At 71.3% G+C, this 15,572-nt stretch carries 16 protein-coding genes and 1 tRNA gene; 5 read left to right on the top strand and 12 right to left on the bottom strand.

Translation table 11 applies throughout. The features are described 5' to 3' along the window. The first annotated feature begins 14 nt into the window (after positions 1 to 14). The 3 genes from HEP81_RS19845 (at position 15) to HEP81_RS19855 (ending at position 4,442) form a co-directional block, all read left to right on the top strand. Positions 15 to 1,304 carry a bifunctional glycosyltransferase family 2/GtrA family protein gene (locus HEP81_RS19845; protein ID WP_078967105.1) on the top strand — a complete coding sequence of 430 codons (1,290 nt, stop codon included), beginning with the start codon at positions 15 to 17 and terminating at the stop codon, positions 1,302 to 1,304. Next, positions 1,301 to 3,532, top strand: coding sequence for a glycosyltransferase family 39 protein (locus HEP81_RS19850; RefSeq protein ID WP_078967106.1), 2,232 nt, complete (start codon positions 1,301 to 1,303; stop codon positions 3,530 to 3,532). The genes HEP81_RS19845 and HEP81_RS19850 overlap by 4 nt, the downstream gene beginning before the upstream one ends. A 154-nt stretch (positions 3,533 to 3,686) precedes the next feature. After that, complete coding sequence (locus HEP81_RS19855) at positions 3,687 to 4,442, top strand: TetR/AcrR family transcriptional regulator (protein ID WP_243279492.1); 756 nt, start codon at positions 3,687 to 3,689, stop codon at positions 4,440 to 4,442. A gap of 42 nt (positions 4,443 to 4,484) precedes the next feature. Here HEP81_RS19855 and HEP81_RS19860 read toward each other — a convergent pair whose 3' ends face one another. Continuing rightward, entirely contained in the window at positions 4,485 to 4,955 is a 471-nt protein-coding gene (locus tag HEP81_RS19860) for a PPOX class F420-dependent oxidoreductase (protein WP_037650622.1), read from the bottom strand. Positions 4,956 to 5,099: 144 nt separating this feature from the next. Between HEP81_RS19860 and HEP81_RS19865 the strand changes: the two genes are divergently transcribed. Further along, positions 5,100 to 5,840, top strand: coding sequence for a GAF and ANTAR domain-containing protein (locus tag HEP81_RS19865; RefSeq protein ID WP_037650624.1), 741 nt, complete (start codon positions 5,100 to 5,102; stop codon positions 5,838 to 5,840). A gap of 62 nt (positions 5,841 to 5,902) precedes the next feature. Here the strand turns inward: HEP81_RS19865 and HEP81_RS19870 are convergent, their stop codons facing one another. From HEP81_RS19870 to HEP81_RS19880, 3 genes are all read right to left on the bottom strand, one after another. Further along, a complete protein-coding gene (locus HEP81_RS19870; protein ID WP_037650626.1) occupies positions 5,903 to 6,724 on the bottom strand; it encodes a YceI family protein in 822 nt (273 codons plus the stop codon). A 102-nt stretch (positions 6,725 to 6,826) separates the two neighbouring features. Continuing rightward, positions 6,827 to 9,316, bottom strand: coding sequence for an MFS transporter (locus HEP81_RS19875; protein WP_037650835.1), 2,490 nt, complete (start codon positions 9,314 to 9,316; stop codon positions 6,827 to 6,829). Between the two features lie 88 nt (positions 9,317 to 9,404). Beyond that, entirely contained in the window at positions 9,405 to 9,899 is a 495-nt protein-coding gene (locus HEP81_RS19880) for a MarR family winged helix-turn-helix transcriptional regulator (protein ID WP_037650628.1), read from the bottom strand. Between the two features lie 207 nt (positions 9,900 to 10,106). Here HEP81_RS19880 and HEP81_RS19885 point away from each other — a divergent pair, with 207 nt between their 5' ends. Continuing rightward, complete coding sequence (locus HEP81_RS19885; protein WP_037650629.1) at positions 10,107 to 10,310, top strand: hypothetical protein; 204 nt, start codon at positions 10,107 to 10,109, stop codon at positions 10,308 to 10,310. A gap of 37 nt (positions 10,311 to 10,347) precedes the next feature. On the opposite strand, the gene HEP81_RS19890 is transcribed toward HEP81_RS19885, so the two are convergent. The 8 genes from HEP81_RS19890 to HEP81_RS19925 form a co-directional block, all read right to left on the bottom strand. Continuing rightward, complete coding sequence (locus tag HEP81_RS19890; protein ID WP_078967107.1) at positions 10,348 to 11,118, bottom strand: hypothetical protein; 771 nt, start codon at positions 11,116 to 11,118, stop codon at positions 10,348 to 10,350. A gap of 38 nt (positions 11,119 to 11,156) precedes the next feature. Continuing rightward, positions 11,157 to 12,071, bottom strand: a complete 915-nt coding sequence (locus HEP81_RS19895) for an RNA polymerase sigma factor SigF (RefSeq protein WP_037650631.1) — start codon at positions 12,069 to 12,071, stop codon at positions 11,157 to 11,159. Between the two features lie 403 nt (positions 12,072 to 12,474). Then, a complete protein-coding gene (locus HEP81_RS19900; RefSeq protein ID WP_078967108.1) occupies positions 12,475 to 13,329 on the bottom strand; it encodes an RNA polymerase sigma factor SigF in 855 nt (284 codons plus the stop codon). A gap of 164 nt (positions 13,330 to 13,493) precedes the next feature. After that, complete coding sequence (locus HEP81_RS19905) at positions 13,494 to 13,787, bottom strand: Dabb family protein (protein WP_037650634.1); 294 nt, start codon at positions 13,785 to 13,787, stop codon at positions 13,494 to 13,496. A gap of 10 nt (positions 13,788 to 13,797) precedes the next feature. Further along, on the bottom strand, positions 13,798 to 13,977 hold the full coding sequence (locus HEP81_RS19910; protein ID WP_037650636.1) for a hypothetical protein: 180 nt from the start codon (positions 13,975 to 13,977) through the stop codon (positions 13,798 to 13,800). Positions 13,978 to 14,132: 155 nt separating this feature from the next. Beyond that, a tRNA-Ser gene (locus tag HEP81_RS19915) sits at positions 14,133 to 14,217 on the bottom strand. Between the two features lie 45 nt (positions 14,218 to 14,262). Next, complete coding sequence (tadA, locus tag HEP81_RS19920) at positions 14,263 to 14,694, bottom strand: tRNA adenosine(34) deaminase TadA (RefSeq protein WP_037650838.1); 432 nt, start codon at positions 14,692 to 14,694, stop codon at positions 14,263 to 14,265. 68 nt (positions 14,695 to 14,762) lie between these two features. Continuing rightward, positions 14,763 to 15,305: a tRNA adenosine deaminase-associated protein gene (locus HEP81_RS19925; RefSeq protein ID WP_037650638.1), complete on the bottom strand. Its 543-nt coding sequence runs from the start codon at positions 15,303 to 15,305 to the stop codon at positions 14,763 to 14,765. Between the last annotated feature and the right edge of the window lie 267 nt (positions 15,306 to 15,572).

Genomic DNA, 15,572 nt, shown 5'->3' on the forward strand with positions numbered 1-15,572 from the left:
CAAGAGTCGGTTCCATGCGAACCGACTCTTCTCCCGACTCGCCCCCCGGCACCCTGCCGGCCCGGGAGCACCTGCCGGTCTCGGCCGCCGGCAAGGCCGTCCTGGACGTGGTGATCCCCGTCTACAACGAGGAACAGGACCTCCAGCCGTGCGTCCGCCGGCTGCACGAGCATCTGACGCGCACCTTCCCGTACGCCTTCCGCATCACGATCGCGGACAACGCCTCCACCGACAGCACCCCAATTCTCGCGGCGCGGCTGGCGGCCGAGCTGCCCGGGGTGGGGGTCGTACGGCTGGAGCAGAAGGGCCGCGGCCGGGCGCTCGCCACCGTGTGGTCCGCGTCCCAGGCGCCGGTCCTCGCCTATATGGACGTCGATCTGTCCACCGACCTCAACGCCCTGCTGCCGCTGGTCGCACCGCTGATCTCCGGTCACTCGGACCTCGCGATCGGCTCCCGGCTGGCCCGCTCCTCCCGGGTGGTGCGCGGCCCCAGGCGCGAGCTGATCAGCCGGGCGTACAACCTGATCCTGCGCGGCTCGCTCCAGGCCCGCTTCTCGGACGCGCAGTGCGGGTTCAAGGCGATCAGAGGCGATGTGGCGCGGGTGCTGCTGCCGCTGGTGGAGGACACCGGCTGGTTCTTCGACACCGAGATGCTGGTGCTCGCCGAGCGGGCCGGGCTGCGGATCCACGAGGTGCCGGTCGACTGGGTGGACGACCCCGACTCCACCGTGCACATCGTGCGCACCGCGACCGACGACCTCTTGGGCGTCTGGCGGATCGGCCGGGCGCTCGCCACCGGTTCGCTGCCGCTGGACCTGCTCGCCCGGCCGTTCGGCGACGACCCGCGCGACCGCGAGCTGACCGGAGTGCCCAAGGGCCTGGCCCGCCAGCTGATCGGCTTCTGCGTGGTCGGCGTCCTGTCGACCCTCTGCTATCTGCTGCTCTACAGCGGCTTCCGGGAGTTCTGCGGGCCGCAGCCCGCCAACGGCCTCGCGCTGCTGGTCTCGGCCGTCGCCAACACGGCCGCCAACCGCCGGCTCACCTTCGGGGTGCGCGGCCGGGGCGGTGCGGTCCGCCATCAGGCGCAGGGCCTGGTGGTCTTCGCCATCGGACTCGCCCTGACCAGCGGTTCCCTGGCCGCCCTCGACGCGGCAGGCGGCCGTCCCGCGCACTCCACCGAACTGGCGGTCCTCGTCACCGCCAACCTCGCCGCGACCGTACTGCGGTTCCTGCTCTTCCGCGCCTGGGTGTTCCCGGACCAGCGGCAGCCGTACGACACCGACACCCCCGAAGGGTCCCGATGAGCACCTCCTACGACCGTCCGCTCGACGCGAACGAGGGGCCGGCCGGCACGACCGGCTGGGGCCCGCCCGGGTCACCGCCCCCGGCGGCCGCACCGGAAGCCGCGTCCCGGCCGTCCTCCCTCCCGCACCGCCTGTGGCGCGGCCGCCCCGAGGACCCCCGCTGGGCGCGCCCCGCCCTCCTCGGCCTGCTCGCCGCGACCCTGCTGCTGTACCTGTACGACCTGAGCGCCTCCGGCTACGCCAACTCCTTCTACTCGGCGGCCGTCCAGGCGGGCAGCACATCCTGGAAGGCGCTGTTCTTCGGCTCGCTGGACGCGGGCAACGCCATCACCGTCGACAAGCCCCCGGCCTCACTGTGGCCGATGGAGCTGTCGGTGCGGATCTTCGGCCTGAACTCCTGGGCGATCCTCGCGCCCGAGGTGCTGATGGGCGTGGCGACCGTGGCCGTCGTGTACGCCGCGGTGCGCCGCCGCAGCGGCCCCGCGGCCGGTCTGCTCGCGGGCGCGGTGCTCGCGCTCACCCCGGTCGCGGCGCTGATGTTCCGGTTCAACAACCCGGACGCCATGCTGGCCCTGCTGATGTCGCTGGCCTGCTACCTCGTCGTACGGGCGCTGGAGGACGGCCGGACCAGGTGGCTGGTGTGGGCCGGGGCCGCGATCGGTCTCGCGTTCCTCGCCAAGACGCTCCAGGCGTTCCTGATCCTGCCGCCGCTCGCCGTGGTGTACGCGGTGTGCGCGCCGGTCCCGCTGAAGAAGCGCCTCGGCCAACTGGCCGCCGCCACCCTCGCGTTGGTGGTGGCCGGGGGCTGGTGGGTGGCGATCGTCGAGCTGTGGCCGGCCGCCTCCCGCCCGTACATCGGCGGCTCGCAGCACAACAGCTTCCTTGAACTGACCTTCGGCTACAACGGGTTCGGCCGGCTGAGCGGCGAGGAGACCGGCAGCGTCGGCGGGGGCGGCGGCCCCGGCGGTGGCGCGGGCGGCGGGATGTGGGGGGAGACCGGCTGGAACCGGATGTTCGACTCCGAGATCGGCGGCCAGATCTCCTGGCTGCTGCCCGCCGCGCTGATCCTGCTGGTCGCGGGGCTGGTGGCGACCCGGCGGTACCGGCGTACCTCGGTCACCCGCGGCGCGCTCCTGGTCTGGGGCGGCTCCCTGGTGACCACCATGGTGGTGTTCAGCTACATGGCGGGCATCTTCCACCAGTACTACACCGTGGCCCTCGCCCCCTGTCTGGCCGCCGTCATCGGCATGGGTGCCGGGCTGCTGTGGGAGCGGCGCGGGCAGGTGTGGGCGGCGCTCGCGCTCGCCGCCTCCGTGGTGGCGGCCGCGGCCTGGGGCTATGCGCTGCTGCACCGCACCCCGGCCTATCTGCCCTGGCTGAAGTGGCTGGTTCTGATCGGCGGCCTGGTGGCGGCCCTCGGCCTGATCTTCGCCGGGCGCCTCACCCGGCCCCTCGCCCTCGGAGCGGCGGCCCTCGCCCTGGTCGCCGCGCTGGCCGGGCCGACCGCGTACACCCTGAGCACGGTGGACTCCGCGCACGAGGGTTCCATCCCGACGGCGGGCCCGGCGGGCGCGAGCATGATGGGCTTCGGCGGCGGCCGGGGACCGGGCGGCGGCCGGATCGGCGGCGCCCGGGGCGGCTTCGGCGGCGGCATGCCGGGCCAGCAGGGGCAGCAAGGACAGCAGAACCAGCAAGGCCGGCAGGGCATGCCCGGAGGTGGTCAGGGCATGCCGGGTGGGCGGAACGGGAACGGATTCCCGGGCCTCGGCGGCGACTTCGCCGGAGGTTTCCCAGGAGGCGCCCGCGAGGGCGGGGCCGGCGGCATGGGCGGCCTGCTGAACGGCGCGAACGTCGGCTCGGCGGCCAAGGCGCTGCTGGAGAAGGACGCGTCCCGGTACACCTGGGTCGCCGCGTCCATCGGCTCGCAGAACGCGGCCAGCTACCAACTCGCCACCGGGGACCCGGTGATGGCGATCGGCGGCTTCAACGGCACCGATCCGTCCCCGACGCTCGCCCAGTTCAAGAAGTATGTGGCCGACGGCCGGATCCACTACTTCATCGACGGCGGCGGCATGGGCGGCGGCAGGGGCCAGGGCGGAGAGGGCGCCGGGCGCGGTGGCGACAGCGGCACCGGGTCGCAGATCGGCTCCTGGGTCCGGAGCAACTTCAAGAAGGTGACCGTGGGCTCGGCCACCTTCTACGACCTCACCCAGCACAGAGGAAACTGAGAGGAAACGGCGGAGCGGGCCGCGCCTAAGAGCCGGGGGATATGGGTAACGGCTCAGGGATGCGGGCCCGTGCCCCCGCGCCGGCCGACCCCTGGCCTCCCGGGCAGTGACCTCGATGGGCTCCGACTGGCCGGAAACAGAGGAAGGTGCGCCGGTGGCGAAGACGGCGGGGCGGACGGCGCGGGACAGTGTGTGGCTCCAGGAGAAGCCCCCGCGCGGCGGCCGCGGTGGACAGCCCTCCGGCCTCGACCGGGAGCGGATCACCGCCGCGTCCGTGCGCCTCCTGGACGCCGAGGGCCTCGCGAAGTTCTCCATGCGCCGCCTCGCCGGCGAGCTGAACGTCAGCGCGATGTCCCTGTACTGGTACGTCGACACCAAGGACGACCTGCTCGAACTCGCCCTGGACGCGGCCTACGGCGAACTGCGCCTGCCCGCCGAGGACGACGCGGCCGACTGGCGGGAGCGGCTGCGGGCACTGGCCGCCGAGTACCGGAGCCTGCTGGTGCGCCATCCCTGGCTGTCCCGGCTGGCCGGCCAGTACCTGAACATCGGGCCCCACTCGCTGGACTTCTCCCGCAGCGTGCAGCGCACCCTCGGCCGCTCCGGGCTGCCCGCGCACCGGGTGATGGGCGCGATCTCGGCCGTCTTCCAGTTCGTGTACGGCTTCGGCACGAAGGAGGCCCAGTTCATGGGCCGGATCGCGGACTCCGGGCTGACCCCGGACGACTACTACCAGCAGGCCAGGAACTCCGTACGGGAGGACCCGCACACCGCGGACTTCGTCCAGGAGTCCCGGCAGATCATGGAGGCCCGCGGCCGGGGCACGGTCGCCGAGCTGATGGGCCGTGACTTCACCTTCGCCCTGGACCTGCTGATCGCGGGCATCGAGGCGATGGTCGAACGGGGCTGAGCCCTCTCCTGCCCGGCAGGGGCCGGAGCCCCTGCCGGTCGGTCACTCACCGCCGACCAGCCGCGCCGGGAACCCCCCGGTCGCCACCGGCCCCCAGCGCTCGGGCGTCACCCGGATGATCGACTTGCCCTGCTTGCGCATGGCCGCCCGGTACTCGTCCCAGTCGGGGTGCTCACCGGCGATGTTCCGGTAGTACTCGACCAGCGGCTCCACCGACTCCGGGGTGTCGACGACCTCGGCGGTGCCGTCGATCTGCACCCAGGGGCCGTTCCAGTCGTCGCTGAGCACGAGCAGGCTCACCCGCGGGTCCCGCTTGGCGTTGCGGGTCTTGGCCCGCTCCGGGTAGGTCGAGACCACGATCCGGCCCGAATCGTCCACCCCGCAGGTCAGCGGGGAGGCCTGCGGGGAGCCGTCGGCACGGCGGGTGATCAGGAGCGCCCGGTGGCGGGGTCGTACGAAGTGCAGCAGCTCGTCCAGGGAGACACGGGTGTTCGTCGCGATGTTGGGTGCCATGGCCGCAGCCTAGAACGCTCCCGGCCGCCGCGAGCGGCACCGGACGAAGGTCACTTCACCGCAATGGAGCAGCTAAAGTTCTTCTGTCCTGTGCTCGCAGTCGGGAATGTGCTGCGGAGCTCTCCTGCGCATGGCCGTACGGTCATGTCATCCGAGAGGTTCGTGGTGGCTGCGTCCGACTTTTCCGTGCCCGACTCCCCCTCGTACGACTTTTCCGCGTACGACGTCGTCGAGGCGACCCGTTCCCCCGGCGCCCTCGATCTGGCCGAGGCCCTGACGGCGGCCGCCCAGGAGCTGCACGAGAGCGCCTCTCCCAGCGCCACCCTCGACACCGCGGTCCGGCTCGCGGTGCATCTGCTGCCCGGCGCCGAACACGCCGGGGTCTGCGAGATCGAGCGGGGGGAGAGCCGGCGCACGGTCGCCTGGAGCCATGACATCGTGCGCGCGGCCGGCACCCCCGACCTGCCGCACTGGGAACGCCTGTGGGACGCGCCGGTGGTGCGGGTGGCGGACAGCGGCGGCGCGGACGGCGAACCGCAGGAGCTGCGCTCGGTGCTGTCGATGCGGCTGCGCGCCGACCGGCGCCGGCTGACGGTGCTCACCGCCTACTCCCGGGAGCCCGGCGCCTTCGACGAGTCGGCGGCCCGGCTCGGCCGGCTGTTCACCGCGCATGTGAGCCTCGCCCTGAACTCCGTGATGGTACGCGAGCAGTTGACCGCGGCCATGCACACCCGGGACCTGATCGGACAGGCCACCGGGATCCTGATGGAACGCCTGGACATCGACGCCCAGGCCGCCTTCGAGAGCCTGGTGCGCGCCTCCCAGCGGGAGAACGTCAAGCTCCGCGACCTGGCCCGGCGCATCGTGGGCGCGACGGACAACTAGCGCGGCGCACGGGAAGAGCCCGCCGACCGGCATCCGGTCGGCGGGCTCTTCCGTGCCGTGGATCAGCCGGTCGGCAGGCTGTCCCCCTGCACCGCCTGGATGTCCAGCTGGACCTTCAGCGTGGTGCCGATCGCGGCGATACCGGCCTGGAGGACCTGGTTGTAGTTCATCGCGAAGTCCTCGCGGTGCAGCTCCGCCGTGGCCCGGAAGGCGGCGCGGGTGCCGCCCCACGGGTCGGCGCCGGTGCCGAGGTAGGCGAGGTCCAGGGCCACCTCGCGCACCACGCCGTGCAGCGCCAGCTCGCCGTGCACGGTCCAGCGGTCCGAACCGGCCTGGGTCAGCCCGGTGGAGCGGTAGGTGATCTCCGGGTGGTTCTCGATGTCGAGGAAGTCACCGGAGCGCAGATGCGTGTCGCGCATCCCGTTGCCGGTGTCGATGGACCCGGCCTTGATCACCGCCTCCACCCGGGACTTGGCGATGTCGTCCGGCGCGATCTCGATGGTGCCGCCGAACTCCGTGAACCGGCCGTGCACGCTGGAGATCCCCAGGTGCTGGGCGACCGCGGCGACCGAGGAATGCGCCGGGTCGATGGTCCAGGGGCCGGGCGGGGGCAGCTCGGTGCCGCCCTGCCGGGCCAGGGTCACGGCGCCGATCTCGGCGCGGCCGCTCGCGGTGACGATCGCGCTGGACGCGGCAGGCGCGTATCCGACGGCGGTCACGATCACGGTGTACGCCCCCGGGGCCAGCTCGGTGGTGTCCCGTACGGCTCCCTCGGCGTCCGCCTCGGCCCGCAACACCTGCGTACCGGTCATGTCGGTCACCGTGACGACCGCGTGCGACACGGCCCACCCGTCCCGCGTACGGATCTTCGCGGTCAGTCCCATCCCGTTTTCTCCCTGCGAGGCCATGCAAATCGGTCATAAGAAGCCGGCCCGTGGCGCCGGGCAGCTCCGCTCGGAGCGTGCCCTGCCACGGGCCGGGTGGAACTACTCGCCGGGGTGGGCGAGTTCGATGTCGTGACCGTCGGCACCGGTGCCGGTGACGGTCAGCGCGGTCGCCACCGGCGGGTAGCCGGTCGCGATGACGGTGTACTCACCGCTGTCCAGGTCGGTGAAGGCGTACGCGCCGTCCGTACCCGTGGTGGCGCTGCCGACCACGTTTCCGGCCTGGTCGACCAGGGTCACCCGGGCGTCGGCCAGCGGTCCGTGCGGGGCCTTGACGACACCCTGGAGGCGGGCACCGGCGTCCAGGTCGACGCCGACCCGGGTGATACCGGTGGCGGCCACCTCGACGGGCAGGGCGCGCGGCCGGAAACCGCCCGCGTTGACGGCGACCGTCACCGGTCCGGGCACCAGGTCGGTGAAGGCGAACTCGCCCTGCTCCCCGGTGGCGGCGGTGGCCAGCAGGTCACCGCGCACATCGGTGACGATCACCATGGCGTCCTTGACCGGCAGCGCGCTCCCGCTCGCCCGCACCACACCGGTCAGCCCGCTGGTGCCGCTGAGCAGAAGGTCGTACGACAGCGCTTCCTCGCCCACCACGACGGTGGAGGCCTGCGGCTGGTAGCCGTCGGCGGAGGCGATCAGGACGTAGCTGCCGGTGCCGGGGGCGGCCAGCGCGTAGGAGCCGTCGGCCTGGGCGACGGAGCGGCCCAGCTGGCGGCCGGCCAGCGAGATCAGGGTGACCGCGGCCCCCGGGACCGGGGCGCTCTCGGCGCCGCGGACGAAGCCGTGCACCGGGGTGCCGTCGCCGCCCGAACCGGGTTCGGCGATGGTCGCCACGGCCGTCATCGGGGCCGCGCTCGCGGTCGCGGTGGCCAGCGCTTCGGTGGCACCCACCACCGGGGCGGGCGCGGTCAGGCTGGGCACCTTCTCCTGGACGGGCTCGTCCGGCACGTTCCGCATGGTGTTCTCCACAGTGCTCTCCAGCGTGTTCTCCACGATCCCGGCCTTCTCCTGCGCGGCCTGGGTCAGCGCGCCGGTCGTCCGCAGCGGGACCTCCTTGATGAACATCACCACGACGAAGGCGACCAGGGCGCAGGGCGCCGCGTAGAGGAAGACGTCGGCGATGCCGTGCCCGTAGGCGCTTTCCAGCCAATGACGGATCGGCAGGGGCAGGCTGTTCATGTCGGGCAGCTCGCCGCCGCCGACGGCCTGGGCCGCGGCCATCCGGGCCTTCGGGCTGAGTTCGCCGATGCTGTTGGCGGCGTAGTGGCTGATCCGGTCCGACATGACCGAGCCGAGCACGCCGACGCCGACCGCACCACCGAGGGAGCGGAAGAAGCTCACCGTGGAGGAGGCGGCGCCCAGGTCCTTCGGGGCGACCTGGTTCTGCGTGGAGAGCACCAGGTTCTGCATCATCATGCCGACGCCGATACCCAGGAGCGCCATGTAGATGGACAGCTGCCAGTAGGGGGTGTCGTAGCGCATCAGGCTGAGCAGGGACAGCCCCGCGGTGAGGAACAGACCGCCGGCGACCAGCCAGTTCTTCCAGCGTCCGGTGTTGGAGATGATCCGCCCGGAGACCATGGAGGAGAGGAACAGACCACCGATCATCGGGATGGTCATCACACCGGACATGGTCGGGGACTTGTCCCGCGCCAGCTGGAAGTACTGCGAGAAGAAGACGGTGCCCGAGTACATGCCGACGCCGACGAACAGCGAGGCCACCGAGGCCAGCGAGATCGTGCGGTTGCGGAACAGGCGCAGCGGGATGATCGGCTCCGCCGCCTTGGTCTCGGTGAAGACGAAGGCCAGCGCGAGCAGGATCGTGCCGCCCACCATCACGTACGTCTGCCAGGACAGCCAGTCGTACTTGTCGTTGGCGAAGGTCACCCAGATCAGCAGCAGCGAGGCGGCCGCGGTGATGAAGAAGGCGCCGAGCCAGTCGACCTTGACCTCGCGCTTGGTGAGCGGCAGGTGCAGGGTCTTCTGGAGGACGACCAGCGCGATCAGCGCGAAGGGGATGCCGACGAACAGGCAGTAGCGCCAGCCGAGCCAGCTGGTGTCGGTGATGACACCGCCGAGCAGCGGACCGCCGACGGTGGCGACGGCGAAGGTGGCGCCGGTGTAGCCGGAGTACCGGCCGCGCTCACGCGGGGCGATCATCGCGGCCAGGATGACCTGCACCAGGGCGGACAGACCGCCGGCGCCGAGGCCCTGGATCACCCGGGCGGTGATCAGCATCGCCGGGTTCTGCGCGAGACCGGCGATGATCGAGCCGGCCACGTAGATGACCAGGGATATCTGGACGAGCGCCTTCTTGCTCATCAGGTCGGACAGCTTGCCCCACAGGGGCACGGAGGCGGTCATCGCCAGCAGGGCCGCGGTGACGACCCAGGTGTACGCGGACTGGCCGCCGCCGAGGTCCTTGATGATCGTCGGCAGTGCGTTGGTGACGATCGTGGAGGACAGGATGGCGGCGAACAGGCCCAGCAGCAGGCCGGAGAGCGCCTCCATGATCTGGCGGTGGGTCATCGGGGCGTCGCCCGCCGAGGAGCCTCCCCCGTGCTTGGCGTGAGCCCGCACACCGGCTGGTGTGGTCGTTGCCATGGGCTTCCTTTTCTTACGTGCTTGCGGGTGTACGGGTGGTCTCTTCGACTACGGGGGTGGGTGGCCGGGCCGCGGGGGACCGGCAGTCGCCGAACGACGAGCGCAGGCGGGTCATCAGCCGGATGAGCTGGCCGACCTCGTCGTCGGTCCAGTCATCGAGCCGCTCGGCGAGCAGCTGAGAGGTCCGCCGGGACAGGTCGTCCAGCTGTGCCTCGCCCGCGGGCGTCAGGCGCAGGATGCGCGAGCGCTTGTCCGCCGGGTCCGGGTGCCGTTCGATCCAGCCGCGTGCGGCGACATGCGCGACGTGCCGACTGGTCACCGACAGATCGACGGCCAGCAGCTCCGCGAGCTTGCTCATGCGCATGTCGCCATGCCGGCCGAGCAGCGTCAGCACGGCGGCCGAGCCCCCGGGACACTCGGGGGGCAGTACCCGTACGAGGTCCCGTTTCACGGCGCCGACGGCGCTGAGCTGACGCGCAAGCTCGTCAAACTGCGCATGCTCGGCCATCACACCTCCCGTATTCGTTGCTTAGGGCAACCATAAGGGCCATTGGTTGCTACAGGCAAATAAGTAGGGAGTTGCTCATGTAAAACCTTGGCAAAGGCATGGCGTTGCGGATGTGAATATGCAGGGAGGTGCGCGAAGGGTGTCCCCGTCTGTCCCGGTGGCCCCCCACTTGGGTGCCCCGGCCCGTCTTCGCTAAGGTCTCGGCTCATGGCTAACACCCAGGGCCCCCAGGGCAATTACGACCCTGCCGGCAGCACTCAGATGTTCCGCGCGTTCGTCGACGAGGCTCCGCAGGGGCGTCAGCAGCAGGCGGCCGCCCCCTCTTCCTCCGGTCCGCGCGTCGGCGTGATCATCGGCGTCATCGTGGCCCTCGTGGTCGTGGCCGGCGTCGCCTGGCTCGCGCTGAAGTAACCGGCGCACCCGGAGGGGGGCACCCCTTCTCCGGCGATCACTTCCACTGGACGGACAGGTCCCGCGTCTCGATGTGCATGCCCAGCGGCACTCTCCAGGCGTCGAGGCACACCGTCCAGGTGTGGTCCGTGCGCGCCCCGGCGCCGATCGGCACCGGGAGCGCCTCGGACGTCCGCACGGTCGACCAGTCGATGCCGAGCGCCCCGATGACGTGCGTCCCGAACGTCACCGACCCCGAACGCACCGCTGTGCCCCCGGAGTTCCGGAAGCCCACGGTCACCTTCTGGCACCACCGCTGATCCCCGTCCGCCGTCACCGGCTCTCCCCAGGAGAGGGCGGCGGGCGCGGGCGGCGCGGTGGGAGCGGGGGTCGGGTCCGGTGGGGCGGGGGCGGGGGTCGTACGACCGTCACCCGTACCCGGGCCCCCGCCCGGGCTCGCACCCGCGCCCGTGCTCGTGCCGGTCGGGGAGGGCCGGTCCGGCGTGCTCGGGACGGGGCCGTTGCCGACCCGCGCGGGACCCGGTCCGGAGCCGGTGGCGCCCGACGGGGAGCCGGCGGTGCCCGGAGAAGTCGTCCCGCCGCCCTTCGGCCCGTCCAGCGGGGCCATCGTCACCGACCCCGTGGGGCTCGCGTCGACCGGACCCGGGCGTCCCGCGCCACCCACCGCCACATAGCCGCCCCCGCCGCCCGAGCCGGCGCACGCCCCGAGGGCCGCGCCCAGGCACACGACGGCCGCCGAGGCTCCCGCGAGGGCGCGCCGGCGGCCGGGTGACCATGTCGTCGAACGAAGCGTCCCATGACGAAGCATCCGGCCATGGTGGCTGACGCTCCGTCAGATGGGAACCCTCAGTCCGAGATCAGGCCCTCGCGCAGTTGGGACAGGGTCCGGGTGAGCAGCCGGGAGACATGCATCTGGGAGATGCCGACCTCCTCGCCGATCTGCGACTGCGTCATGTTGGCGAAGAAGCGCAGCATGATGATCCGCCGCTCCCGGGGCGGGAGTTTGGCCAGCAGCGGCTTGAGGGACTCGCGGTACTCCACCCCCTCCAGGGCGGTGTCCTCGTAGCCCAGCCGGTCGGCCAGGGAGCCCTCGCCGCCGTCGTCCTCCGGGGCCGGGGAGTCCAGCGAGGAGGCGGTGTACGCGTTGCCGACCGCGAGGCCGTCGACCACGTCCTCCTCGGAGACACCGAGGACGGCGGCCAGTTCGGTCACCGTGGGGGAGCGGTCCAGCTTCTGCGACAGCTCGTCGCTGGCCTTGGTGAGGGCCAGGCGCAGCTCCTGGAGGCGGCGCGGCACCCGCACCGACCAGGAGGTGTCGCGGAAGAAGCGCTTGATCTCGCCGACCACCGTCGGCATCGCGAACGTCGGGAACTCCACGCCCCGTTCGCAGTCGAAGCGGTCGATCGCCTTGATCAGGCCGATGGTGCCGACCTGGACGATGTCCTCCATCGGCTCGTTGCGCGAGCGGAAACGTGCCGCCGCGTAGCGGACCAGCGGCAGGTTCAGCTCGATCAGGGTGTCCCGGACGTAGGCGCGCTCGGGGCTGTTCTCGTCCAGCGCGGCCAGGCGCAGGAACAGGGAGCGGGACAGGGTGCGGGTGTCGATGGCCTCGCCCGTCGGCGGGGTGGCCGGGGCAGGCACGGCGTCGAGGGTCGTGACGACCTCGATGCCGTCGAGGACGTCGAGTGCGTCGAGCTCCTTGGGCGCCGCCTCGCTCTTCGCGGGCGTCAGCACTTTCGAGCTGCCCTGTTCTGCGGACATGCCACCCCCTTCGGGTCGCGGGACGATCGCGGCCGCGCCGTCGAGTCGAGCAACGCAGCCTTCACCTGAATACCGGTGCCGAGGCCCCGGCAAACGCGTCTTCCGCAGAATGTCACATGTCGGCAACGCGCTGTAGAGACATGTCGACACGGAAGATCCGAATCACCGCTGGATAAAAGGGGTCTGACGGGCTTTCGGGTTCTCAACTCCGGAAACAGCCCTGGTGAGCGAATCGCTCGGGGCGGTGAGCGCTCGATCGGGTTTGCGATGCAGAGCTGTTCGGGTGTGTGCTTCGGTGCGCCCACTGTGCGACCACCGACTTGCCCGGTATGCGCCCGGGGCTCTGTTATACGTCGGACCGCTTGTGGGGCGGCCGTGACCACGGTCCGGTTGTGGTCACCGGCTACGCGTCGATGCGGTTCGCCGAGCGCAGCCGCTGGAAGCTGCGGGCGAGCAGACGCGAGACATGCATCTGGGAGACGCCGAGTTCCGCGCTGATCTGCGACTGGGTGAGGTTGCTGTAGTAGCGCAGCAGCAGGATCCGCTGTTCGCGCTCGGGGAGTTGGACCAGGAGGTGGCGGACCAGGTCGCGGTGCTCCACGCCGTCCAGGGCCGGGTCCTCGTAGCCGATGCGGTCCAGCAGCCCGGGCAGCCCGTCGCCCTCCTGCGCGGCCTCCAGGGAGGTGGCGTGGTACGAGCGGCCCGCCTCGATGCAGCTGAGCACCTCCTCCTCGCTGATCCGCAGCCGCTCGGCGATCTCGGCGGTGGAGGGGGAGCGGCCGTGCAGCGTGGTCAGGTCCTCGGTGGCGCTGTTGACCTGCACCCACAGCTCGTGCAGCCGGCGCGGTACGTGCACGGTGCGGACGTTGTCCCGGAAGTACCGCTTGATCTCGCCCACGACGGTCGGCATGGCGAAGGTCGGGAACTGCACGCCCCGGTCCGGGTCGAAGCGGTCGATGGCGTTGATCAGACCGATGGTGCCGACCTGGATCACGTCCTCCATGGGCTCGTTGCGGGAGCGGAAGCGGGCGGCGGCGTAGCGCACGAGCGGGAGGTTCGCCTCGATCAGCGCGCCCCGCACGCGGTTGTGCTCCGGAGTGCCGGGCGCGAGCTCCTTCAGCTCGGCGAAGAGCACCTGGGTCAGGGCCCGGGTGTCCGCGCCGCGGCGTTTCCCTGGGGGTAGAGAGGCGGGGACGGGGGCCTCCTCCTGGGGCGGCGCAGTACTGGCCGGCACGGTCAACGCCACCTCTTCGGTCAATCATCCGTCAAAAGCGGTCATAGCATCACAAGACATGTGCACTGTGTGCAAGCACCGGATAACGCCGTGTTGTGTTCAATCATTGACAAGTTGGGGCGTGGAACACGCGAAAGCCCCCCGCCTGCACGGCGGGAGGCTCAGGAAAAGGTGGGCGGGAAGGGGGCCTAGAACTCGTAGTCCGCGATCACCCACGTGGCGAACTCGCGCCACAGGGCGACGCCCGCCTGGTGGGCCGGGTGCTCCAGATAGCGCTGGAGGGCACCGGTGTCCTCGACCGCCGAGTTGATCGCGAAGTCGTAGGCGATCGGCCGGTCGGTGATGTTCCAGGCGCACTCCCAGGAACGCAGTTCCTCGATCTGCTCCGGCAGCGCCCGGAAGGCCGCCACGCCCGCCGCGACCCGCGGATCGTCGCGCTCGACGCCCTCGTTGAGCTTGAACAGGACCAAGTGGCGGATCATGCGGAGTACCTCAGTTCTTTCCTCCGTTGGCGGCCCAGGTCATGAAGTCCCCGATGGCCCTGGCCGCGTCCGATATGCCCTCGAAGCCTATCTGGACATAGCTGGCCGCCTTGGCCGGGTCCGTGATGATCACGTACAGCACGAAGACCACGAGCGCGTACAGAACGATCTTCTTGGCGTTCACCGCCACCGCGGCCCTCCCGTGTGTCCATGGCCCGATGGGCCCCTGCCTGCCGGCGGCGAGTGTAACGTTCACCCCTTTATCGGGGACCAACGGCCCGCTGTGCAAGGCGATTTGGGCGTATGCGGAAAGGGCCCCGTCTTGCGACGAGGCCCTTTCGGAAGCGGTAGCGGAGGGATTTGAACCCTCGGTGACTTGCGCCACACTCGCTTTCGAGGCGAGCTCCTTCGGCCGCTCGGACACGCTACCGAGGGAGACCTTACAGCACGGTGGGGCGTGGTTCGAAATCGGTATTCAGCGGTCCCGGAAAAACTCCGTGAGCAGGGCCGCGCACTCCCCCGCGAGGACGCCTTCGACGACCTCCGGGCGGTGGTTGAGCCGCCGGTCGCGCAGCACGTCCCACAGCGAGCCCGCGGCGCCCGCCTTGTCGTCCCGGGCGCCGTAGACCACCCGGTCCACCCGGGACTGCACCAGCGCGCCCGCGCACATGGTGCAGGGCTCCAGGGTGACCACGAGCGTGCAGCCGGTCAGCCGCCACTCGCCGAGGCGCGCGGCGGCCCGGCGGATCGCCAGGACCTCCGCGTGGGCTGTGGGATCGCCGGTGGCCTCGCGCTCGTTGTGCCCGGTGGCGAGCACCGTCGTACCGTCGGGGGACAGGACGACGGCGCCGACGGGGACGTCCCCGCCCCGGACGGCGGCCTCGGCCTCGGCCAGGGCGAGCCGCATCGCGTCCCGCCAGGGGTCGCGCACCGGGTCCGGCGCCGCACGGGTGTCACCCACCGGTCGTCCCGCGGTCAGCGGACGGTCTCCAGCACCTCCGAGGCGCCCAGGGCCTCGGCGATGGAACCGAGCGCGTCCTCGGCGTCCAGGGTGCGCAGTTCCTTCTCGCTGATGCCCAGGTCGTCGAGGATCCCGCTGTCGCCGACCGGACTGTGCGGCACCGCGTCGCCGGTGCCACCCTCCTCGTCCCCGTCGTCGTCATCGGCCTCGGACTCGCCGTCCTCGGTGCCGTCGAGGTCGAGTTCGTCCAGGTCGGGGACATCGGCGGCGCCGGGCTCCCGGCCCAGCAGCTCATCGGTGAGCAGCAGCTCCCCGTAGGCGCTGCGGGCGGCGGCAGCCGCGTCCGAGACGTAGATGCGGGGGTCTTCCTCCCCGTCCACGCGGACGACGCCGAACCACGCGTCCTCCTGCTCGATCAGGACGAGCACCGTGTCCTCCTCGGGAGAGGATTCACGGGCCAGATCGGCCAGATCCGACAGGGTCTCCACATCGTCGAGCTCTGTGTCGCTCGCTTTCCACCCGTCTTCGGTGCGCGCGAGCAGTGCGGCGAAGTACACCGTGACTCTCCCACTGGTCATAGGCGTGCCGGTTGGGGGTCCCCCCGGCGGAGGTTCTTGGGCGGAGAGAGCTGGGCTCCGAGCCCCACCCACTCGGAATCGTGGCAGAAACAAGGCGTTCAGGGGACGTCTTCGGCTCCCTGTGTCTGGCGGTTTCGAGCGTGAATCGTCACAGAGTCACCAGCGCTCTCATTGCGGCCACCTGCGGATCGTACGCGGCTTTGCGAGACGCTCACGCACGCCCACCTCGGAAACTTCGGCCCGGCC

It is taken from the genome of Streptomyces griseofuscus, assembly GCF_014673495.1.
GTDB lineage: Bacteria > Actinomycetota > Actinomycetes > Streptomycetales > Streptomycetaceae > Streptomyces > Streptomyces murinus.